General features: G+C 69.5%; 18 protein-coding genes. 11 read left to right on the top strand and 7 right to left on the bottom strand.

Annotation, left to right across the window (positions count from 1 at the left end):
* The first annotated feature begins 39 nt into the window (after nt 1-39).
* Nucleotides 40-657 carry an ArsR/SmtB family transcription factor gene (locus ASF72_RS08850; protein WP_056598111.1) on the top strand — a complete coding sequence of 206 codons (618 nt, stop codon included), beginning with the start codon at nt 40-42 and terminating at the stop codon, nt 655-657.
* Nucleotides 650-1,342 (top strand): SRPBCC family protein, encoded by a 693-nt coding sequence (locus ASF72_RS08845; protein WP_050684497.1) that lies wholly within the window; start codon nt 650-652, stop codon nt 1,340-1,342. Before ASF72_RS08850 ends, ASF72_RS08845 begins: the two co-directional genes overlap by 8 nt.
* 49 nt (nt 1,343-1,391) lie before the next feature.
* On the opposite strand, the gene yczR is transcribed toward ASF72_RS08845, so the two are convergent.
* Nucleotides 1,392-2,849: a MocR-like transcription factor YczR gene (gene yczR / locus ASF72_RS08840; protein ID WP_056598109.1), complete on the bottom strand. Its 1,458-nt coding sequence runs from the start codon at nt 2,847-2,849 to the stop codon at nt 1,392-1,394.
* A gap of 60 nt (nt 2,850-2,909) precedes the next feature.
* Between yczR and yczE the strand changes: the two genes are divergently transcribed.
* On the top strand, nt 2,910-3,599 hold the full coding sequence (yczE, locus tag ASF72_RS08835; RefSeq protein WP_082178197.1) for a membrane protein YczE: 690 nt from the start codon (nt 2,910-2,912) through the stop codon (nt 3,597-3,599).
* Between the two features lie 7 nt (nt 3,600-3,606).
* Here yczE and ASF72_RS08830 read toward each other — a convergent pair whose 3' ends face one another.
* The 6 genes from ASF72_RS08830 to ASF72_RS08800 all read right to left on the bottom strand — a co-directional run bounded on the left by ASF72_RS08830 (nt 3,607) and on the right by ASF72_RS08800 (nt 13,041).
* Complete coding sequence (locus ASF72_RS08830; protein WP_056598108.1) at nt 3,607-4,476, bottom strand: Fpg/Nei family DNA glycosylase; 870 nt, start codon at nt 4,474-4,476, stop codon at nt 3,607-3,609.
* Nucleotides 4,469-9,628, bottom strand: a complete 5,160-nt coding sequence (locus ASF72_RS08825; protein WP_056598107.1) for an ATP-dependent helicase — start codon at nt 9,626-9,628, stop codon at nt 4,469-4,471. The genes ASF72_RS08830 and ASF72_RS08825 overlap by 8 nt, the downstream gene beginning before the upstream one ends.
* Before the next feature lie 45 nt (nt 9,629-9,673).
* Complete coding sequence (locus ASF72_RS20025; protein ID WP_082178198.1) at nt 9,674-10,324, bottom strand: DUF4232 domain-containing protein; 651 nt, start codon at nt 10,322-10,324, stop codon at nt 9,674-9,676.
* 101 nt (nt 10,325-10,425) lie between these two features.
* Complete coding sequence (locus ASF72_RS08810; RefSeq protein WP_050684503.1) at nt 10,426-11,160, bottom strand: YcnI family copper-binding membrane protein; 735 nt, start codon at nt 11,158-11,160, stop codon at nt 10,426-10,428.
* Between the two features lie 84 nt (nt 11,161-11,244).
* Nucleotides 11,245-11,877 (bottom strand): hypothetical protein, encoded by a 633-nt coding sequence (locus tag ASF72_RS08805; protein ID WP_200933635.1) that lies wholly within the window; start codon nt 11,875-11,877, stop codon nt 11,245-11,247.
* Between the two features lie 90 nt (nt 11,878-11,967).
* Nucleotides 11,968-13,041 (bottom strand): NAD(P)H-dependent flavin oxidoreductase, encoded by a 1,074-nt coding sequence (locus tag ASF72_RS08800; protein WP_056598104.1) that lies wholly within the window; start codon nt 13,039-13,041, stop codon nt 11,968-11,970.
* A gap of 163 nt (nt 13,042-13,204) precedes the next feature.
* Here ASF72_RS08800 and ASF72_RS08795 point away from each other — a divergent pair, with 163 nt between their 5' ends.
* The 8 genes from ASF72_RS08795 to ASF72_RS08760 all read left to right on the top strand — a co-directional run bounded on the left by ASF72_RS08795 (nt 13,205) and on the right by ASF72_RS08760 (nt 21,446).
* The gene (locus ASF72_RS08795; RefSeq protein ID WP_056598103.1) at nt 13,205-13,549 is read left to right on the top strand and encodes a hypothetical protein; all 345 of its coding nucleotides are present in this window, start codon (nt 13,205-13,207) and stop codon (nt 13,547-13,549) included.
* Nucleotides 13,550-13,724: 175 nt separating this feature from the next.
* Complete coding sequence (locus ASF72_RS08790; RefSeq protein ID WP_056598102.1) at nt 13,725-14,768, top strand: DUF6226 family protein; 1,044 nt, start codon at nt 13,725-13,727, stop codon at nt 14,766-14,768.
* A gap of 143 nt (nt 14,769-14,911) precedes the next feature.
* Nucleotides 14,912-15,241, top strand: a complete 330-nt coding sequence (locus ASF72_RS08785) for a GYD domain-containing protein (RefSeq protein WP_050684508.1) — start codon at nt 14,912-14,914, stop codon at nt 15,239-15,241.
* Nucleotides 15,242-15,298: 57 nt separating this feature from the next.
* Entirely contained in the window at nt 15,299-15,790 is a 492-nt protein-coding gene (locus ASF72_RS08780) for a MarR family winged helix-turn-helix transcriptional regulator (RefSeq protein ID WP_050684509.1), read from the top strand.
* Nucleotides 15,791-15,873: 83 nt separating this feature from the next.
* On the top strand, nt 15,874-17,346 hold the full coding sequence (locus ASF72_RS08775) for an MFS transporter (protein ID WP_056598142.1): 1,473 nt from the start codon (nt 15,874-15,876) through the stop codon (nt 17,344-17,346).
* 115 nt (nt 17,347-17,461) lie between these two features.
* Nucleotides 17,462-18,523 (top strand): LacI family DNA-binding transcriptional regulator, encoded by a 1,062-nt coding sequence (locus ASF72_RS08770; RefSeq protein ID WP_056598101.1) that lies wholly within the window; start codon nt 17,462-17,464, stop codon nt 18,521-18,523.
* Between the two features lie 77 nt (nt 18,524-18,600).
* On the top strand, nt 18,601-20,025 hold the full coding sequence (gene uxaC, locus ASF72_RS08765) for a glucuronate isomerase (protein WP_056598100.1): 1,425 nt from the start codon (nt 18,601-18,603) through the stop codon (nt 20,023-20,025).
* 98 nt (nt 20,026-20,123) lie between these two features.
* Nucleotides 20,124-21,446 carry a mannitol dehydrogenase family protein gene (locus ASF72_RS08760; protein ID WP_056598141.1) on the top strand — a complete coding sequence of 441 codons (1,323 nt, stop codon included), beginning with the start codon at nt 20,124-20,126 and terminating at the stop codon, nt 21,444-21,446.
* Nucleotides 21,447-21,497 lie beyond the last annotated feature (51 nt).

Here is a 21,497-nt window from a genome sequence, read left to right as displayed (position 1 = left end):
TTCTTGACAATAAAAGTTGTCGGAAGGCATGCTGGAACCATGTTGGACATCGCAGTGATCGAGGACCCGGCAACCGCCGAAGTGTCCCTGGACCCCATCCGGACTCGGATCCTCCATGAGCTGGCCGAACCGGGGTCCGCCACGCAGCTGGCCGGCAAGGTGGGGCTGCCGCGGCAGAAGGTCAACTACCACCTCAAGGCCCTGGAGCGGCACGGGCTGGTGGAGCTCGTGGCGGAGCGGCGCAAGGGCAACATGACCGAGCGGGTGTTCCAGGCCACGGCCGCCTCATACCTGATCTCGCCCCAGGCGCTGGCCGCCGTGGCCCCTGATCCGCGGCGTTTCACCGACGACTTCTCGGCGTTCTGGCTCCTGGCGCTCGCCGGGCGGATGGTTGAGGAGACCGGCAAGCTGATCGCCGGCGCCGCCGCCGCCCGCCAGGCCCTGCCAACCTTCGCGATCGACGGCGAGATCACCTTCCGGTCCGCCGCCGACCGTGCCGCCTTCGCGGCGGACCTCGGGGTGGCGGTCACCGCGCTGGTGGACAAATACCACGACGGCGGGACCTCGCCGCGGGGGCGCCGGCACCGGCTGGTGGTGGCCCTCCATCCGGCACTCAAGACAACTGAAAACCCAGGCAAGGAGCCGAACAATGACTGATGACCGCAGCTTTGAAATTATCCAGGATACTGAACTTCCCGGCACGCCGGAGCGGGTCTGGGAAGCCGTGACCGCAGGGACGTCTGCTTGGATGTTCCCCACAGAGCAGTGGCCGGCGGTAAAAACGGTTGAGGAGCATCCCACTCGACTGGTGTCCCGCATGGACGGGCCGGATGGCTGGTTCAACCAGCTGGAACACGTCCTGGCGCCGCTGGCGGGCGGCCGCGCCAGCCTGCACTACGTCCACAGCGGCATCTTCGCCGACAACTGGGATGAGCAGTATGACGGCGCCAGCCGTCATACGGAGTTCTACCTCCACACCCTGGGCCAGTACCTGAAGCACTTCGACGGCAGGGCCGTGGTGTTCACGGACATCCAGGGCCCGGCGGAGTCCATCACCCCGGACGGCTTTGAGCGGCTGCGCTCGGCGCTCGGAGTGGACGCCGCCGGACCGGGTGGGCGCGTGGACGTGGAGCTCGACGGCGTCGGCCGGCTTTCTGCGGAGGTGGACTTTGCCAATGAGCATTTCCTGGGCCTGCGGACGTCCGACGCGTTGTACCGGTTCTTCGGCCGCAACGCCTGGGGTGCCCCGGTGGGCATGACGGTGCATGACTTCAGCGGGAGCGCGGACACCGGGGCCACCGCGGCGGTTTGGGGCAAGTTCCTGGCGACGGTTTACGCCTGAAAAGACGTGGCTGCGGGCTGGCACTAGGTCCGCTCTTGGCCGCTCCGGACTAGGCGATGGCCACCCGGGGCGGCTCCGGCAGGGCCCGCCGCAGCTGCGGGGCAGCCTCCAATTGGTTCTGGGCTGACCGCAGCGCCCGGACAGCGGTTTCGAGGCTTCCGGGGTCAAGTGTGTAAGGGATCCGGACGTAGTGTTCGAAGGCCCCGCCAACTCCGAAGCGTGGTCCGGCGGCCAGGCGGACGCCGAACCCGGGTGCAATGACGGTCAAGGCCGTGCTGATGGGTGCCGGCAGCCGGCACCAAAGGGTCAGTCCGCCGTCGGGCGCCGCAGCCTGCCAGGTGGGCAGGTGCTCCGCCAGCAGCTCCTGAAGGGTGCCCCGCTGATCCCGGAGTGCTGCCAGCCGGGCTGGCAGTGGCTCCTCGAAATGCGCCATCAGATGCGCCGCGGCCAGTTGCTCGGTCAGGGGACCGCCCAGGTCCAGGGTGGTCCGTTGGGCGGCGTACCGCCGGATCTGCTCCCTGCCGGCACGGATCCACCCTGTCCGGAGGCCGGCCCAGTGCGACTTGCTGAGCGAACCGACGGATACGCAGGAGCCGAACGCTGCCACATGCTGCGAGTCCAGGCCGTTGAGGTTCAAATCGCGCAGCGTTTCATCGATGACCAGGACGGTTCCGGCGGCGGCAGCGGCCCGCACCAGGCGGCGCCGCTGCGGATCCGGCATCAGTTTGCCGGTGGGGTTGTGGAAGTCGGGCACCAGGTAGGCGACGGCGGGACGGTGCTGCTGCAGCGTTGCCTCCACGGCGTCCAGGTCCCAATGCGGCTGGCCGGGTCCGCCCACGGCGACGGGCAGCGCCCGCGCACCCGACCCGGCAATGGCGTCCAGCGCGTTCGGATAGCTGGGGTGCTCCACCAGGACTTTGGCAGGCCTGCCATGCCGGGGTCCGGCTTCAGCCCGGAGGATGATGTTCAGCGCGTGCTGCGCTCCGGAAGTAATCAGGATCTGGTCCGCTGTGGTGGGTACCCCGGCCGCGGTGTACCGGGCTGCCACTGCTTCGCGCAGGACGGGCAGGCCCAGGACCTCGTAGCCGAAGCCGGGCAGCAGCGCGGGCAGGTCGTTTAAGGCGGCCGAAAAAGCCCTGTGTACCACTTCGCCGCTCGCCGGCAGCGACGCGTAGGCCAGGTCCAGAAGACCGTCCGGGGCGGACATGCCCGGTGCTGCCACCCCGGCGGCAGACCGGGGCAGCCGGGTGCGGCCCTTGGCGCCCTGTCCGCTGCTGAGGAACCCCTGCTCCCGCAGCAGGGCGTAGGCGGCGGTGACGGTGGTGCGGGACATGCCCAGGGTCTCCGACAGCGAGCGTTCGCTGGGCAGGGGTGTGTCCAGGGGCAGGCGGCCATCAAGGACCAGCAGCCGGACAACGTCCGCCAGTTCGCGGTAGGCGGGGCCGGCGCCGCTCTGCCAGGGGCCCATCAACCGGGCAAGGGCGGCGGGATTCATGGCTCCGGGCATCAGGCCAGTATCGCAGACTGGCTATGGAATACAAGGCCAGTGCCAGGCGAGGATGGGTCAATGATGATTCGCAGACTCCTTCAACTCTTTATCGGCCTGGCCATGTACGGCTTCTCTCTGGCCCTGTTTATCCGCTCAGCCCTGGGCACTGCGCCGTGGGATGTGCTGCATCAGGGCCTGGCTGCCAGGACCGGGCTCAGCCTGGGAGCCGTGGTGATCATTGTCAGTTTTGCCGTGCTGCTGCTGTGGATCCCGCTCAAGCAGTGGCCCGGTTTTGGTACGCTGTGCAACGCCATCCTGGTGGGTGTCTTCGCTGATCTCGGGTTGGCCCTTGTTCCGCAGTTCTCCCACCTCGGCGGTCAGACCGCGGTGCTTGCCGGGGCGGTTCTCCTGAATGCCGTGGCCTCGGCCTGCTACATCGGGGCCCGCTTCGGACCCGGCGCCCGCGACGGGCTGATGACGGGCCTCGCCCGGCGGACCGGGTGGTCCGTGCGTGTGTCCCGGACCCTCATCGAAGTGGTGGTCCTGGCCGCCGGTTGGCTTCTGGGCGGCGCGGCAGGTGTGGGCACTGCCGTGTACGCGCTGGCCATCGGCCCGCTGGTGCAACTCATGATGCCGTTCTTCACCGTTCCCGAAAAGACACCCGCGAGTGTGACCCTTGCCGGGCATACCGCAGCGTCACCCGGCGCGCTGCCCCCGGCCGAACCCGGATCCGGCACACCGGCGACGGCACACCAGGCGCACGGGTGAACCAGGGTCAGGGTATTGCCGGTCCCGGGTCGGGGCCGGCAACGGGCGCAGGCTGGCACTTGGGGCAGAAGTAGATGTCCCGTTCCTCGTCGCCGTTGAGTTTGCCCAGGACAGCGTGTTCGATGGGGGTGCGGCACTTGAGGCAGGGCTGGTGCTCACGCCGGTACACCCAGTAGCCGGGCCGGCCTGCGGCGCGGCCCACCGGGACGCCGCGTGCGTTGAGGATGGTGACGCGCCGGCCGGGGCCCAGGTTGGCCTCCAGCAGGATTTTGGCGCTGGCCATCATTTCCCGCAGGGAGACCAAGGCAGGCACGTCGCCGGCGCGGACCGTGGGATGCACGCCGGCCAGGAACAGAGTTTCGCAGCGGTAGATGTTGCCGATGCCTGCCAGGTTCCGCTGGTCCAGAAGGGCAACACCGATGGGGACATCCGGCGCGCTGAGGATGCGGCGTTCGGCTTCGTCCGGATCCCACCCTGGCCCCAGCAGGTCCGGGCCCAGGTGCCCCACCACCGAGTCCTCGTCCTCGGTTTTGACCACATCCAGCACCCCCAGGGAGAACCCCACGGCATCAGCCGAGGCGGTCCGCAGGACGCAGCGGGCCGTGAAGCCGGGTTTCCGCCAGCGGCCGCCCGGAGGATAGACCTGCCAACTGCCTTCCATCTTCAGGTGCGAGTGGATGGTCAGTCCCCGCCCCTCCGGGCTGACCACCCGGATCAGCAGGTGTTTTCCGCGCGGCACTACCTCGCTGACCGTCCAGCCCGTGACGTTGAGCGTGGCAAAACGCGGCACGCGGAAGTCGGAGGCCGTGAGGACCTGGCCTGCCAGGGCGGCATGCAGCTGCGCGGTGGCCCGGAACACCGAATCACCCTCAGGCACGGATCCTCAACCCCTTCGGTGTGGAATAGGCGCCAGCGGCACTGAGCGCGGCAGCGACGGGTGTGTCCAGGATTCCATGCCCGTTGACCTTCTCCATGATGAGTTTGTCCACCGCGCCCCGGGTCACCACCCCCACCAGGGCGGCTCCCGCCGCGGCCAGGACGGTTTCATCGGCGCTGAAAACCAGTAGGGTCTTGCCACCCCGCTCGACATAAAGGACCAGCGCGCCGTCCACCAGCACCACCAGGGCCCCGGCTTTCCGCCCCGGCCGGTGACCGGTGCCGGCGTCGTCGTTCACGCCGGGCCAGGACAGCGCCGCCCCGTAGGGGTTGGCGGGGTCCGTTGCGGCCAGCGCCAGGGCCACGGGCTCGAGTTTGGCCAGCTGGGAGTCCTCGGAGAAGGACCGCAACCGGTCCACCGTGGCCGGCACGGCGAACTGGGCCGCGCCGAGGTGTTCGATGAAATACCCGCGTCGGCAGCGGCCGGCCTCTTCCAGCCGGGCCAGTACCTTATACATCAGCCCGAAGCCGCCCAGGATCTGTTCGGCCATCACCGAGCCGCGGGTCACCACGCCGTATCGGTCCAGCAGAAGCTCCGCGGTGGCCCGCGCGTGGATGGTGGCGTCCAGTTCGGGAGCGGGCAGCGCGGACCAGCGCCCGGCAGCCATGGGCGGCGTGGCGACGGCGCCGGAGGTGCCGTACCGGCCGCCACCGGCCGCCCCGATCAGGCCGCTGCCGGAACGGCCCAGCCTGCTCAGCCGGGGCGCCCGGGCCCTTGGGGTCCGAGCCACTTGCCGGTGGGCGGTGTGGCCGCCCGCGATCAGCGACCGCACCGGCGCGAAGGTATCGCCCGTGATCCGGCCGGCCCAAACAAGGTCCCACAGGGCGGACACCACATCCTGGTCGCCCAGGACTGCGTCCATGCCGCCGGCGATGTCCGTCAGCTGCCGGAAGAAGTACCCGCCGCCGTTGGTGCGCAGGTGGTCCAGGAGCCGCAGCTGGGCGTCGCCGGGTTCGTAGTCGACGGCGGGATTCAGGGTCAGTTCCGCGGAATCGGCCAGGTGCAGGCTGATCCAGCCGTCGTTGCCGGGGAGCGAGCCGGCACCGGACCACAGGACTTCACCGGCGGCCATAAGTTCGTCGAGCATGGCCGGCCGGTAGTCGGACACCCGGCTGGCCAGGATGAGCGGCTCCCAGGCGGAGGCCGGGATGGGGACGCCGGAGAGCTGGTCCACGGCGGTGATGATGCCGTCCAGCCCTCGGAGCGACGGCTGCCCGCGGCCCCCGCCCGGGACCCGGACGTGCTGCCAGGCCGGCAGGAAACGCCCGTAGGCGGAGGCGTCCACGGGTTCGACTTCGGCGCGCAGGGCTGCCAGCGAGCGGCGCCGCAGCTTGCGGAGGACCTCGGCGTCACACCATTCGCTGGTTGCCGGCTGCGGAGCCGCCACCCCGGCCGGGCCGGCAGCCTGGGCGCGCGCCGCGGCATCCGCCCTGGCAGCCTGCGCCTCCGGATCGGCGTCCTCGGCCACGTTCCCATCGTCGTCCAGCTCTGCGACGTCCGCGGGATCGGTGTCATCGTCGTCCGGACCGGCCGGCAGCAGGGCCTCGTCCGGCCCGCTGCCGTTGGGAGTTGGCGACTGCGCCGCGTCGCCGCCGGCGTGCGGGCGGAACTCACCCTCCACCACACGGCCATCGGCGGCGAGCCGCTTCAGCGCCGTGCCCACCACCGCCACGCCCAGGCCCAGCCGGGCAGCGGCCTCCGCGGACGTGAACGGCCCGTGCGTCCGGGCGTACCGGGATACCAGGTCGCCCAGCGGATCGGCCACGGGTTCAATGAACGCCAGCGGCACACCCATGGGCAGCGGCACCCCGATGGCGTCCCGGAGCCTGGCGGCGTCCTCCACCGCGGCAAACCGCTCCCCCCCGCCGATGTTGACTTTGATGGCGCGGTTGGCCCGCTGCAGGGCCTGGAGGTGGCCGGCGGCGGATGCCACACTGGCGGCGTCCTGCTCGGGATCGGGTTCGCCCTGGAGGCGCGCCGCGGCCTCGTCCGGCGTCAGCGGTCCCAGCAGCCGGAGCAGGTCCGCTGTCCCTTCCAGGCCGCGGGCCCGGCGGTCCGGCAGCAGCCGCTGCAGTTCCCGTTCGGTGGACTCGATGACCTTGGGGTCCAGGAGTTCGCGCAGTTCCACCCGGCCCAGCAGCTCGTTCAGGAGTGTGGAGTCCAGGGCCAGCGCCGCGGCCCGGCGCTCGGCCAGCGGTGAGTCGCCCTCGTACAGGAACTGGGCCACATAGCCGAACAGGAGGGACTTGGCGAACGGTGAGGGCTGGCTGGTGGTGGTTTCCACCACCCGCAGCTCGCGGCGTTCCACGGACGCTGCAATGTCTTTCAACGCGGGAAGGTCGTAGACATCCTGCAGGCATTCACGCACCGTCTCCAGCACGATGGGGAATGTAGGGTACTTCCGGGCAACGTCCAGCAGCTGCGCTGACCGCTGCCGCTGCTGCCACAGCGGCTGGCGTTTCCCGGGGGTCTGGCGGGGGAGCAGCAGGGCGCGGGCCGCGCATTCACGGAACCGCGAGGCGAACAGGGCGCTGCCGCCCACTTCGGCGGTGACAATCTGTTCCAGTTCCTCCGGATCGAACAGGAACAGCTCCGCCCCCGGTGGTTCGTCTTCCATCATGGGAACCCGGAGCACAATGCCGTCGTCAGCGGCCATCGCCGAGCCGTCCAGCCCATACCGCTGGTGCAGCCGTTGCCCCACGGCCAGGGCCCAAGGGGCGTGCACCGGCATCCCGAACGGGCTGTGCAGGATCACCCGCCAGTCGCCCAGCTCGTCGTGGAACCGTTCCACCACCAGCGTGGTGTCGCTGGGGACCACTTCGGTGGCCTGTTTTTGTTCCCGGATGTACTGGATCAGGTTGTTGGCGGCGAAGTCGTCCAAACCGCTGGCTTTGCACCGTTCCAGGGCGGGACCGGAATCGGACGCTGCCAGTTCGCGGACGAACGCCCCCAGGGCCCGGCCCAGGTCCACGGGCCGTCCCAGCGAGTCGCCCTTCCAGAACGGCAGCTTTCCGGGCTGGCCAAACGCGGGCGAGACCAGGACGCGGTCGTGGGTGATGTCCTCGATCTTCCAGCTGGTGGCGCCGAGCGCGAACACATCGCCCACCCGGGATTCGTAGACCATTTCCTCGTCCAGTTCGCCCACCCGCCGGCCGCCCTTGGGCGCGGGGGAGGGCTTTCCGTCCGCAGCCGGGGACGCAGAGCCTTCCGTTTCGGTGCCGATGATGTACACGCCGAACAGGCCGCGGTCCGGGATGGTGCCGCCGGAGGTGACGGCGAGGCGCTGCGCTCCGGGGCGGCCTTCGATGGTCCCCGCGTTGCGGTCCCAGATGATCCGGGGGCGCAGCTCTGCGAACTCGTCCGACGGGTACCGGCCGGCCAGCAGGTCCAGAGTGGCTTCGAACGCCGAGCGGGGGAGCGACGCGAACGGGGCGGAGCGCCGGACCGTGGCAAACCACTCCTCCACATCGATGCTGCCCAGGGCCGCGGCGGCGACGGTCTGCTGGGCCAGGATGTCCAGCGGGTTGGCCGGCACGTACAGGCGCTCGATTTTGCCGTCCAGCATCCGTTCCACGGTGATGGCGGTGTGCACCAGGTCCGCACGGTGTTTCGGGAACAGGACACCCTGGGAGACTTCGCCCACCTGGTGCCCGGCGCGGCCCACGCGCTGCAGCCCGCTGGCCACCGACGGCGGCGATTCCACCTGGACCACCAAATCCACGGCGCCCATGTCGATGCCCAGTTCCAGCGAGGACGTGGCCACCACGCACCGCAGCCGTCCCGATTTGAGGTCGTCCTCGATCAGGGCGCGCTGGTCCTTGGACACGGATCCGTGGTGCGCCCGCGCCAGCACCGGGTCCGCGCCGGCGGAACTGCCGGCCTGCGCCATCATCTGGGCGGGGGTTGAGGCGGGAAGGCCCGACGCCGGCCCGCCCGGACGGCGGTCAGATCCAGGTGCGCCGTCCCCCTCCGCGGCCGGGGTTCCGTCCCAGCCGCCGCCCACCGCAACCAGCTGGCGCTCCGCGTAGATTTCGTTCAACCGGGCCGTGAGCCGCTCCGAAAGCCGCCGGGAATTGGCGAAGACGATGGTGGACTGGTTGGCCAGCACCAGGTCCACGATCTTTTCCTCAACATGCGGCCAGATGGAAGCCTGGGGCTGGAGCCCTGAGGCCGGGCCGGAGTCGAACGCGCCGGCCGCGCCCTGCAGGTCCGACATGTCCTCCACAGGCACTGAAACGGTGAGGTCCCAGGTCTTGGACGCCGGCGGGGCAACGATCTCCACCGGCGCCGAACCGGCCAGAAACTGGGCCACCAGCTCCTTGGGCTCCACGGTGGCTGAGAGCCCGATCCGCTGGGCGGGCTTGGGCAGCAGGGCGTCCAGCCGTTCGAGCGAGACGGCGAGGTGGGCGCCGCGCTTGGTCCCGGCCACGGCATGGACCTCATCGATGATGATGGTGTCCACCTCCGCCAGGGTCTCGCGGGCCTTCGAGGTCAGCATCAGGAACAGGGATTCCGGGGTGGTGATGAGGATATCGGGCGGAGTGGTCAGCAAAGACCTGCGGTCCGCGGTGGTGGTGTCCCCGGACCGGACACCCACGGTGATCAAGGGCGCCGGCAGGTCAAGGCGCTTGGCGGTCTGGGTGATGCCGATCAGCGGGGCGCGGAGGTTCCGTTCCACGTCCACCCCCAGGGCCTTCAGGGGTGAGATGTAGAGGACCCGGGTTTTCCGCTTGGGCGCGCGCGGGCGCCTGCCCTTGCCCGCGGCCTGGCCGGTGACCTTGCCCGTGGATCCGGCCCCAACACCCGGGAGCGTGTCCTGGCCTGCGACGGGATCCGCGGCATCGGGCCCGGGGGTGGAGGTCAGGAGCCGGTCCAGGGCCCAGAGGAAGGCCGCCAGCGTCTTTCCGGAGCCGGTGGGGGCCACCACCAAGGCATGCGAGCCGGAGGAAATGGCGTTCCAGGCCCCGGCCTGGGCAGGGGTGGGGCCGCTGAAGGCACCCAGGAACCAGTCGCGGGTGGGCCGGCTGAACTGGCCCATGGGTGCCGCTGCACCGGAATCCTTGGCGCCCGCGACGGGCTGTTCCTGCGTCATGCCTCCATCATGCCGCACCCCACCGACAGGACAGCTGACCGCGGCCTACGATGGTTGGAAAGCGCCGATGCTCAGCAGGTTGATACCGGCGTTGCTGCAGGCGTTGGTGGGGTCCGGCAGGAAAAGCGATGCGGTGTCCTCCGGCGGGTACACGCGGTAGCCGCCGGCCCGCACCTGGGCGCAGTCGGGGAAATTGCCGGCCTGGACGTAGCGCAGCACCGCCGTCCCGGTCTCCCCTGGGGCAAGCAGGACCTCCGTTTCGGGTGTTGTGACGTCCCGGGCGGCAGCGGCGCCGATGGGGTCGCCGGCAGCATCGGCGGTCAGCGACACGCCGGCGTAACCCTTGAGCAGGCAAGGCTCGGTGCCGGTGTTGGTGAGGTTCAGCTTCATGTAAACGCTGCCGGCAGCACCGCCACCGGAAGGGTCGGTTTCCGCAACGAGCCCCGACGCCTTGCAGAGGGCGGTGGCAGCCGGTGTGGTGGCCGGTGCCGACGTGGCGGGCGCCGTGGTGGCCGGCGCACTGGGCGTGGGCGACGCCGATGCGCTGGCCGGTGCCGACGTTGCTGAACCGGAGTTGGACGCCGACGTCGTGGGTTCCGCCTGCGGATCGCCTCCACCGCACGCGGTGAGCAGCAGGGCAGCCGCAGCGGCCGCCGTCGTAATGGTAAACGCCTGGGAAATTCGCTGAGACCTCATCGCACCACCTTTACGCCAGAGGTTGCCCGCGTCAACAAAGCCACCAGCCCGGAAGGCAACTGATGCCCGGATCGTGATGATCCGGGCATCAGGCGTGCAGGCTATTTCGCGTCAGCTGCGGCCTTGCGCCGGGCGCCGCTGCGTACCAGTGCCGCCGCGCCGAGGGCCAGGCCGCCGACGCCCGCCACCAGGCCGGCCCAGCTCCGTGCGTCGGCGCCGCTGTCCGTTACTGCCGCCACCTGCTCGGTGGCCGCTGTTTCGGCGTGACCGTCCCCGTGGCCCTCGGCGGCCACGTCAGTGATGGTGATCGACGGCGCCGGGGCATCGAGGGAATGCGGGTCCTGGCCTTCCTTGGCGATTTCGGACCAGTCAGTCTGCCCGGTTTCACAGGTCTGCAGGGTGGGGAAGTTCAGCGTGGTGCCGGCAAGGTCCGGCAGTTTCACGGACAGGACCAGGGTGTCCCGGAGTTCGTGCTCCAGCGGGGTCTTGGCGGTGTACACGATCTGGCTGGTCCGCTTGGTGATGGCGGTGCCGTCAGCCAGCTTCCGGGGTTCGGCCAGCTGCTCGGTGACCTTTTCGACGGTCCAGTTGGGGTTGACGGTGGGTTGCGCGTCGTTGAGTTCCTGCGGCAGCGTGATGGCAACCTTGGTGGTGTTCGACTCCTCGCAGCCATGCGGCACGGCGAAGGTCAGGAGCGCGTACGAGTTGGCTGACGTTTTGTCCGGGGTGACGCCCACGTGGGCGGAGGCGCCGACGGCTCCGGAGAGCAGGAGCGCGGCTGCGCCGCCCGTGGCAGCTGCGGTGGTGAGGGTGCGGCGAAGGAGGGTGCTGGTCATGGGATTGCCTTTCTGGCGCACCCCAAACAAGGGGGTGCAGGGTGTATGGGACCCGGCGCCGGAAAGGATTGTCCGGTTCGCCGGTCAGGCGGGATTCACGACGGCGGAAGGCGGGCCGCGCCGGCTGTCCCACCGGAGGTTCCGCCACGGCTGCCGGGCAGGCCAGGCAGGCCGGCTTTCCGCCGGCACCGACGGAACGGTGTGGAGGGCGGCGGCCCGGGGCAGGCCGGCCAACGGCCGGAGCCAGCCGGCGAGGGCCCACAAGGCAGCCTCGCCCCTGGCCAGCAGGAGCGCGCAGCCTACGGTGGCCAACGCATGGGCGGCAAGCATCAGGGGACCGCTGGCGCCGGGCTGGTGCAGGTGCCCGGCCAGCGGGGCCAGGCCGGCATAGGCCTGGAGTTCCTCGGCAGGATCGTGGTGGTGCCCAGCGGGCGCAACGTTTGCCGCCGCGGTGACGGTGCCGCTGAAGGCGTTGAACAGTCCGTGGAGCACCACCTGCCCGCCGCCCAGCAGCGCGGCCATGGCGGGAAAGCCCAGGCGCAGGCGTGTGGCGGTGGTGCTGGCCAGTACGGTCAGGGCCAGAACCGCCAGCATGATGCCCGGCGCGGGAAGCTCGCCGCCACCGGCAAGGTGGGCCCCTGCTGCGAGCGCGAGGATGCCGGTTGCCACTGCCGAGGATCGGAGCACGTGGAAAGGAGTGTGTGGGTGTGCTGGCACAGCTCCTCCTTTCCGGTCCCGCATGGCGGTCTAGATTCTACCGGTGATTCGAGGCATGGTTGGCCCCGGATGGGCGGCGGCCGTGCTGGATCAGGGTGCGCCGGCAAACAGTTCGGCGAGGACCTCAGCGGCGGTGCCGTGGCGCAGCAGCGGGGCGGCCTGTCCGGCCCACAAGGACATCAGGTCCGTGTTGCCCGCAGCAGCAGCCTGGGGCCGGAATTTCCCGGTCAGCCAGTTCTGGATGGGGAAGGGGGCCACGAGGGCCGCATCCTCGAGTTCGGCCGTGACCCGGTTGGGGAGGCCCCGCGCCAGCCGGCCGCTCATGGCCCGGGTCAGGACGGTGGTCCCGGCGGCAGGACTGCGCAGCAATGACCGGTAGGCGGGCACGGCAGCCGATTCCCCGGTGGCCAGGAACGCGGTGCCCACCTGCACGCCGTCGGCGCCCAGCGCGAAGGCGGCGGCCACCCCGCGGCGGTCCGCGATGCCGCCGGCAGCGATCACCGGAATGTGGATGGCGTCCGCCACCTGAGGCACCAGCGCAAACGTGCCCACCAGGGATTCGCCGGCCGGCGCCAAAAAGGACACCCGGTGGCCGCCGGACTCCATTCCGCTGGCCACCACGGCATCCACGCCGCCGGCCTCCAGCGCCACGGCTTCGGCCACGGTGGTTGCGGTCCCCAGGACCTTGATGCCCAGCCGGTGCGCCGCCTCCACCACCTCAGGCGCAGGGACGCCGAAGACAAAGCTCACGACGGCGGGACGGGCCGCCAGGGTTGCCGCCACCTGCTCGCCATAGTCCGGCAGGTACCGGTCCGGCATATCCGGCAGCGGCAGGTCCAGTTCGTCAAAGTAGGGCTTGAGGATCCCAACGTAGCGCTGGAAATCCGCCACCGGCAGGTCCGTCGTCTCGGTTCCCGTGGGGATCCAGAGGTTCAGGGCAAAGGGCCGGGCCGTGGCCGCCCGCAGGGCGGCTGCCGTCCTTTCGATGGCCGCCGCGTCGAACCCGTACAGCCCGAACGAACCCAGCCCGCCGCCGTCGCTCACTGCTGCCGTCAGCGCCACCGACGAGACGCCGCCGAAGGGGCCCAGGACCACGGGGGCCTCGATTTCCAGCAGGTCCGTAAGGCGGGCGGTCCCGGCCTGGCCGGTGCGCGGGTGGTTCATGGCGGTCTCCTGGGTCCGGGAAATGCTGGCCCGGCCAGTCTTTCAGGCCCGGCGCCCGGGCCCAAGAAACCGTTCCGGAAAGGGGCCCGGCAACGGCAGTATCGGCCGGAACAGCCGGGCGTTAGACTGCGGAGACAATCTTCTGCGACGTAAGGAGCTGTTCATGGAATACACCGGAGCGCAGTCAGAGCGGGCCGTCCCGGCAGGCGAGCTGGACCGCAGCCACATCGGCCAGACGGTCAGTTTCCAGCCCAATGAATTCACTGTGGTGTTCGGCCGGATCGCGGGGATCGCGCGCACCGAAGCCATGGTCTACCTGTCCCTGGACGGGGTCGCCGGCGGGACGCACCTGAAGGACGAGTACGACCTTCCGTCCAACCATGAGGTGTACCTGCAGGTGGACGTGATCACCAACGCCGAGTCCACCATCAAGGACCTGTTCGGCAAGGTCCAGGACAACCTGCGCGGTTCCGGGCACAGGGGTGAGGACCGCACCGACCGGTTGTAGCAACAAAAATGGTACGCCTGACGGCGGCCAACCAGGCATGCCGCACCACAGGATCCAAGGTGATGGAGTGGAAGACCTTTTCGTAGGACCGCCAGGTGTCTTGCCCGCGGGCGTGTCCTTGGGTCAGGCCAGATACGGACCGCTCACGGACGGGCAATCTGGTCAGGTCAGGCATGTGGGCGGCTATGCCGTGTTCGCCCGGTACTGCGAAGCTGCGGGCGCCGTCCCGGCGGAGCTGGCCGCTGATCCCGCTGCGCTCGCCGGCTTCCTCCAGGCGCACGGGCCAACCATCAGGGCCAATTCGGACAGGCTGGCTGCCGCCGCGGTTTTTACAGGTAACACCATTGCAGGCCTGCGGCCGGATGCATCGTGGACCGTCGGTCCAGGTGGCGCCGAGGTGGGGAACCATGAGGCGCGGTTCGTGGTCCGGGCTGTGGTTGAGGGGCTCTGCGGCGCAGGCGACGAAATGGTACAGGCGTTTGCGGCCAAGCTGCGGGGATGGGCCCAGGAGGACCTTGGCGGGCCCGCGGGGCCCCTGCCGGTACCGGCTTCGGGGCACCCCGTCTACATCCGTCCCAGCCTGCCGGACGTTCGTTACTTTTCCGGTGCGGATGCCAGACGGTACGGCGGGCGTTGGGATGGCGGCGGTCCGCCGCAGGAAGCCTATGAAGTGGTCAGCAATCCGGGCCGGTTCGCCGGCCTCCACGCCATTGCCGATGCTTTGATCAGCCACCTGGAAGTAACCTACGCCATCGATGTCCGGGAGGATCCGGCCCTGGCCGGGGACCTCCTGCTGCCCCACCCGGATGTCCGGCGGGCCGTCAGGCTTACCCCGCACCACGCCGGGGCCGCGCCCCTCACCTTCGTCTTTACGGGCTTTCCCGGCGTCATCGTCCACGCCGGGGTGCTGCACGATTTCCCGTTTCCGGCCTGCGGATGCGACGCGTGCGACGAAACGTCGGAATCAACGGCAGACCGCCTGGAAATGCTCGTTCTCGGCGTGGCCGCGGGCGGGTACGCCGAACGCTACCCCGTAGGCAGGCGACACCAGCTTGAGTACGTGCTTGCCGCGGCCGATGGTTCAGGCTCGGAAAGCGGATGCGGTGAGCCTGGACCCATTGACGGCGGACGCCTGGGTGAAGCTGCGGCCAGGCTGCGGGATGTCGCCGTCGGCTGGGGCGCTTGGCCGTTACGGAAGGCGGGGCGGATGGTTACCTAGCAGCGGCAGCAGCAGCGGACGACGGCGGCGGGACATTCCGTTGCCTCCGCCCACCGGGCTTGCCACGCGGGCATTGCTGCCGGTGCCCCGCAGTGCCATTCTGGGGTTATCCGCAGTTTGGCCGCGACGGACAGGACAGGTCAATGCCGCTCTATCTCTCAAAATTCAGCTACACGCCGGAAACCTGGGCCAGGCTGATCAGCCACCCGGAGGACAGGCGCAAGGCGGCGCAGCAGTACATCGAATCGGTGGGGGGAAAGCTGCACGGATTCTGGTACGGATTCGGCGCCCACGACGGCTACAACCTGTGGGAGGCGCCGGACAACGTATCCATGGCCGCGGTGGCGCTCGCCATCAGCGGCGGCGGGGCCCTGGCCTCGTTTGAGACAACTGTGCTGCTCACGGTCGAGGAAACCCTGGACGCCCTCCGGACTGCCGGCGAAATTGCCTACCGCAGCCCGGGCGCCGAATAAGCCGCAGCGTCCGGACAGGCCGCGGGGCCCGGCCCCCGGCTCTCCTATGCTTGGGGAATGGATCCTGCCAAGACCCGCCGCGAAGCTGCACTGCCTCCGGTGGCCAGCCCCTTTAACCATCGGCCCCTGGCCGTGGCCGTCCTGGACATCTCCTTCGAAGTGCGCCGGAAAAGCCACGAGGGGACGGGTGTGCTGCCGCTGTCCAGCGGGGTGCTGGACGTCATCCGCGTCATCGAACGGCATCCCGGGATCACGGTGGCCGAGGTGGCAGCCAGGCTCGGCAGGCAACTAAGCAACGTCAGCGCGCAACTGCGGGAACTGGTGGCACTGGGCCTGGTCACCCGCACCCGGGACGCGGCGGACAAGCGTTATGTGGCACTCCACGCCACCGCCGAGTCGCGCCGGATCAAGTCCCTGCTTGAAGGAGCCTGGGCCGGTGCCCTCGCCACGGCCACCGACAAGCTGACCGCGGATGACCTGGCGCGCCTCGCGGCGGCGCTGCCCGCATTGGAACGGCTTGCCGCCATCCTCCACGAACCCGACGCCTGAGCCTGAACATGGCCCGTTTGGTGCCTGCCGGATAGATACTTATACTTATGTAAGTATTACTTTTGAAGAAGCGGAGATTTTTGGTGGCAACACAAACAGCAACCCCGGCGGTTTCGGCGGAGCGCGCGGAGGGGCGGGCGAGCGGCGGCAAGTGGTGGGCGCTGGTCTTCCTGGCGCTCGCCCAGTTCATGGTGGTCCTCGATGGCACCATCGTGAACCTGGCCCTGCCCCGGCTTCAGGCCGAGATGGGCATCAGCGACTCCACCCGGGCTTGGGTGGTCACCGCCTACGCCCTGGCGCTGGGCGCGTTCCTCCTCCTGGGCGGCCGCATCGCGGATTTCTGGGGCCGCAAGCGTGCGTTTATGACGGCGGCCACGGGGTTCGCCGTGGCGTCGCTGCTGGGCGGCCTGGCCCAGGCGCCGTGGGAACTGATCGGCGCCCGGGCCCTGCAGGGATTGTTCGCAGCCTTGCTGGCACCCGCCGCGCTGGCGCTGCTGACAGTGTCCTTCCCGGGTGGCCGGGAACGCGGCACGGCGTTCGCGGTGTCCGGCTCCATCAGCGGCGTGGGCGCCGCGGTGGGGGTGCTGCTGGGCGGCTTCCTGACGGACTACGTTTCGTGGCGCTGGTGTTTCCTCGTTAACGTGCCCATCGCCGTCGTCGCCCTGCTGGGTGTCTGGAAGCGGGTTGCGGAAAGCAAGGCAGGCGGCGTTCCCCGGTACGACTGGCCCGGCGTGGTCCTTGCGGCCCTGGGTCTTGGCGCCCTGGTTTACGGCTTCACCAATGCCGAATACGGCTGGACCACTCCCGGCGCGTGGGGCTTTATCCTGGCCGGCGTGGTGCTGATCGCGTTGTTCATCGCCGTCGAAAAGCGTGTGGCCCACCCCCTGCTTCCCTTGCGGGTGGCCACCGAACGCAACCGGGCGGCAGCCTTCCTGGCGTCCTTCCTGGCCGGTGCCGTGCTCATCGGCGGCATCCTGTTCATCAACTTCTACATCCAGATTGTGCTGGGCTTCGCGCCGTTTATTGCCGGGTTGGCCTCGCTGCCCATGACGGTGGTCCTCATCATCACGGCTGCGATCGTGGCCAAAAACCTGCCCACCCTTGGCGCCCGCATCCCCACCGCAGTGGGCCCGGCGTTTATGGCGGCCGCCATGCTGTGGCTCACGCAGGTGACTCCTGACGGCAATTACGCCGTGGTTATGCTGCCGGCGCTGATCCTGCTGGGCATCGGCCTGGGGATGGTGTTTGTTCCCATGCAGAACCTGGCGCTCTTTGGCGTGGACAAGGACGACGCCGGCGTGGCAAGTGCCCTGGTCAACGCCTCACAGCAGATCGGCGGCTCCCTCGGAATCGCGTTGTTCAGCACCATCGCCGCTGCTGCCACGGCAACGGCCGGCGGGGCACCCCTGGCAGCGCTGTCCAGCGGATACGCAGCTGTTTTCTGGTGGGCTGCAGGCGTGGCGATCCTGATCGCCCCCATCGCACTGGTGCTGATCGACATCAGCCGGAAGACGTTCAGCGGCGCCGCGCCGGACGCTCCGGCTGTCCACCTGTAGGCTGCCGGGCTGATCCTGCCCCCCCTCCCAACTGACTCGCAGTTGTTGTCGTTTTCGACCCTCAAAACGACAACAACTGCGAGTCAGTTGGGAGGGGCGTCGTTAGGATGAAGCGGTGACTGAACCCAACCCCAAGGACCCCGCCGCGATCCCTGATGCTGCCAAAAGGCCGGGGCGGGACGGCAAGTCGAATGCCACCATCTACGACATCGCCAAGTTGGCCGGTGTGAACCCCTCCACGGTGTCCCGGGCGCTCAGCAAGCCGGGCAGGGTCAGCGCCAAGACGCAGAAACTCATCGAGGACGCCGCCGCGGAGTTGCGCTACCAGGTCAATCCGTTTGCCCGGGCCCTGCCCACCGGCCGGACCAACACCATCGGCCTGATCGTCGCCGATATCACCAACCCCACCTTCTTCGACATCATCCGCGGCGCCCAGGCCACCGCGACGCTGCGGGACTACACCCTGGTGCTGGCCGAGTCCGCCGAATCCGGCGTCACCGAGCTCACCGCCGCGCGGCGCATGATGGCCACCGCCGACGGCCTGATCCTGGCCAGCCCGCGCATGGACGACAACGACATTCGCGCACTGGCAGCAGATAAGCCCGTGGTGGTCATCAACCGCGAGGTCGACGGCGTGCCCTGCGTCATCCCGGACGTCGGCAAGGGCATCAGCGAAGCAGTCCGGTCGCTGGCCGCCAACGGCCACCGCAAACTGGCGTTTGTGGCGGGCCCGCCCCAGTCCTGGATGTCGGCGCGCCGCTGGGAAGGAGTCCAGGCGGCCTGCGAATGGTCGCGGGTCACTCCTGTGCGGCTGGAATCCAGCAGGCCAACGGTCGACGGCGGCCGGCAGGTGGCGCGCGACGTCCTGGCCAGCGGGGCAACCGCCGTTATGACCTACAACGACCTCCTGGCCATCGGCCTGATGCAGGAACTGCAGGCCGGCGGCATGGCCGTACCGGACCGGATCAGCATTGTGGGCTTCGATGACATCTTCGGTGCCGATTTCACCACGCCGCCGCTGACCACTGTCCGGTCGCCGCTGGGGGAGTGTGGCACCGCCGCAACCACCCGGCTCCTGGACCTGCTGGTCGGCGAGGGCGGGGACGCCGGCACCCTCCGCGTGGAGACGGAGCTGGTGCTGCGCGGCTCCAGCGGGCGGGTCGTGCGGCAGGGCTGATAAATGCGGGTCAGCAGCCAATGGCAACTTTTGGCAACCGGTTGACAAGATGGCTGACGGACCCGGACCATTGACTTATGTCACAGTCGATTGCCGTCAACCCGGACAGGCTCCTGCCCGCCGATCCCGGAACCCGCAGGATTGCCAGGGATCTTTTCCAGCGAGTCAAGGACCTGCCCATCATTTCCCCGCACGGCCACGTTGATGCCGCGGTCATTGAACACAACACGCCGTTTCCGGACCCTGCGGTGCTGCTGGTCAGTCCGGACCACTACGTCACCCGGCTGATCCACTCCGCGGGCGTGGACCAGAACCTCCTGCGGCCCCAGGCCGGCAGCCACGGCAACCCCGGCGCCGCCCCGGATTCCCGCACCGTATGGCGCGAGTTCTGCAAGGCCTGGCCCCTGTTCGAAGGGACCGCGTCCGGCTACTGGCTGCGCAACCAGTTCCAGAGCGTGTTCGGCCTGCACAGCGAGCCCTCCGCAACCGAACCGGATGCCAGCTTCGACGCCATCAGCGCCCGGCTCCAGGAACCCGGCTTCCGGCCCCGCCAGCTCTTCAAGGACTTCAACATCGAGGTCCTCGCCACCACCGATGACCCCCTGGATGACCTGGCCAGCCACAAGGCCATCGCCGGGGACCCCACCTTCCACGGCCGCGTCCTGCCGACCTTCCGGCCGGACCAGTACCTGAACATCGCGCACCCGGAGTGGGCCGGTAACGTGGAGCGCCTGATTGCAGCAGCGGGTGACGGCGGCACGGGCTACGCGGGCTACCTCACCGCGCTGGAAAACCGGCGGCAGTACTTCATTGAGCACGGCGCCGTCTCCGCAGACCATGGCGTGCGGACGCCCCGCACGCTCATGCTCGAGGCCGCCGACGCGGCCAGGCTGTTTGACCGCGCCAGGGCCGGCCAGGCCAGCGCCGCGGACCGCGAGGACTTCGAAGCGCACATGATGTACCAGATGGCTCGGATGTCAGTAGCGGACGGCCTGGTCATGACCATCCACCCCGGCTCCTACCGGAACCATCACGAACCCACGTTCAACACCTTCGGGGCGGACAGCGGGCACGACATTCCGTTCGCCATCGACTACACCGAAAGCATCCGTCCCGTCCTGCAGGACTTCGGCAACGCCAAGGACTTCCACCTGGTGCTGTTCGCCATGGACGAGACAGTCTTTTCCCGCGAACTGGCGCCTTTGGCCGGCTTCTACCCGGCCGTCTACCTTGGCGCCCCGTGGTGGTTCCTGGACGCCCCGGACGCCATGCTGCGGTTCCGTTCCGCCGTCACCGAAACCGCCGGCTTCTCCCGGTCCTCGGGGTTCATCGACGACACCAGGGCCTTCTGCTCCATCCCGGCCCGGCACGATGCCTCCCGCCGGATCGAGGCGTCCTTCCTGGCCCGCCTTGTGGCCGAGCACCGCGTCTCCGAGGACAGGGCCCACGAGCTCATCGTGGACCTGGTGGACGGCTCCCCGCGCCGGGTCTTCAAGCTGTGAGCGCCGGCCTGCAGGACAGAGCCCAAGGCAAAGAGTCCGCCGCCGGACTGCCCCGGCTTACCCGGGAGCTCCGGAATGCGCCCAAGGCGCCGGTACGGATGGTCCACCTGGGCCTGGGCGCCTTCCACCGCTCGCACCAGGCCTGGTATACCCAGCAGGCCGGCGATGCGGCGCAATGGGGAATCGCCGCGTTCACGGGCAGGCGTCCGGACGCAGCCCTCGCGCTGGCAGCCCAGGACGGCCTCTTCACCGTGGTGGAGCGGGCCGACGCGGGTGACTCGTTCAGCGTGGTTGGCAGCATCGTCGAAGCGGTGGACGGTGCCGACGTCGACCGGCTTGCCGCGCTGCTGGCCGCGCGGGCAACGGCCGTGGTCACGCTCACCATCACCGAAGCCGGGTACCTGGCCACCGCCGATGGCGGGTTCGACGCTGCCGCGCCGGAGGTGGCCGCGGACCTCGCGGCCCTGCGCGGTACGGGCCGGCCGGTGACGCCGCTGGGCCGCCTGGTCCTTGGCCTCGCCGCCCGCCGGGCAGCGGCGGCGGGACCCCTGGCAGTGGTCTGCTGCGACAACCTTTCGCACAACGGGACCGTGGCCCGCAATGCCGTACTGGGCATGGCCGGGGCCTGGGAGCCGGCGCTGGCGGAGTGGATCCGTGACGCAGTCAGCTTCGTCAGCACGTCCGTGGACCGGATCACGCCCCGGACCACGGCAGCGGACCTTGAAGCTGTGGCATCCGCCTGCGGCTACCGGGACTCCTCTCCGGTGGTGGCCGAACCCTTCTCCAGCTGGGTCCTGAGCGGGGAATTCCCCGCGGGCAGGCCGCGCTGGGAAGACGCCGGAGCGCTCTTTGTCGAAGACATCGAACCTTATGAGAACCGGAAGCTCTGGCTGCTGAACGGCGCCCACTCGCTGCTGGCCTATGCCGGCCAGGTCCGCGGACACGCCACCGTGGCCCAGGCCCTGGCCGACCCCGCATGCCGGCACGCCGTGGAGGCGTTCTGGGATGAAGCGGAGGCCAACCTGCCCGCCGAAGGCCTGGACGTACCCGCCTACCGGGCTGCCTTGCTGGCGCGGTTCGGCAACGCCAGGATCGCCCACCATCTGGCGCAGATCGCCATGGACGGGACCACCAAGCTCAGGATGCGCGCCGTCCCCGTCCTGCGCGCCGAGCGGGCGGCCGGCAGGACCGGTGCCGCGGCCGCCCTGATGATTGCTGCCTGGCTGGACTGCACGGCCCAGTTGCCGCCTGCCCAGGATCCATTGGCGGCCGGAGTCGAGGCGGCCAATGCCCTGGCTGGAACCGAACGGCTCCGCGCCTTGCTTGAACTGGTGGACGCGGACCTCGCGGCGGATGCCGCCGTTGTGGAGCTGATCGGGGGCCTCACCGGGAGGGTGGCCGCATCCCCGGCCCCCGGCTGACACGTGCCAAAACCGTCCGGTCACCCCGGTTTCCGCTGGCCTTCCCATCCA

The organism is Arthrobacter sp. Leaf141 (assembly GCF_001424565.1).
In the GTDB taxonomy this organism is placed as follows: Bacteria; Actinomycetota; Actinomycetes; order Actinomycetales; family Micrococcaceae; genus Arthrobacter.
This window is presented reverse-complemented; position numbering and strand designations above follow the sequence as displayed.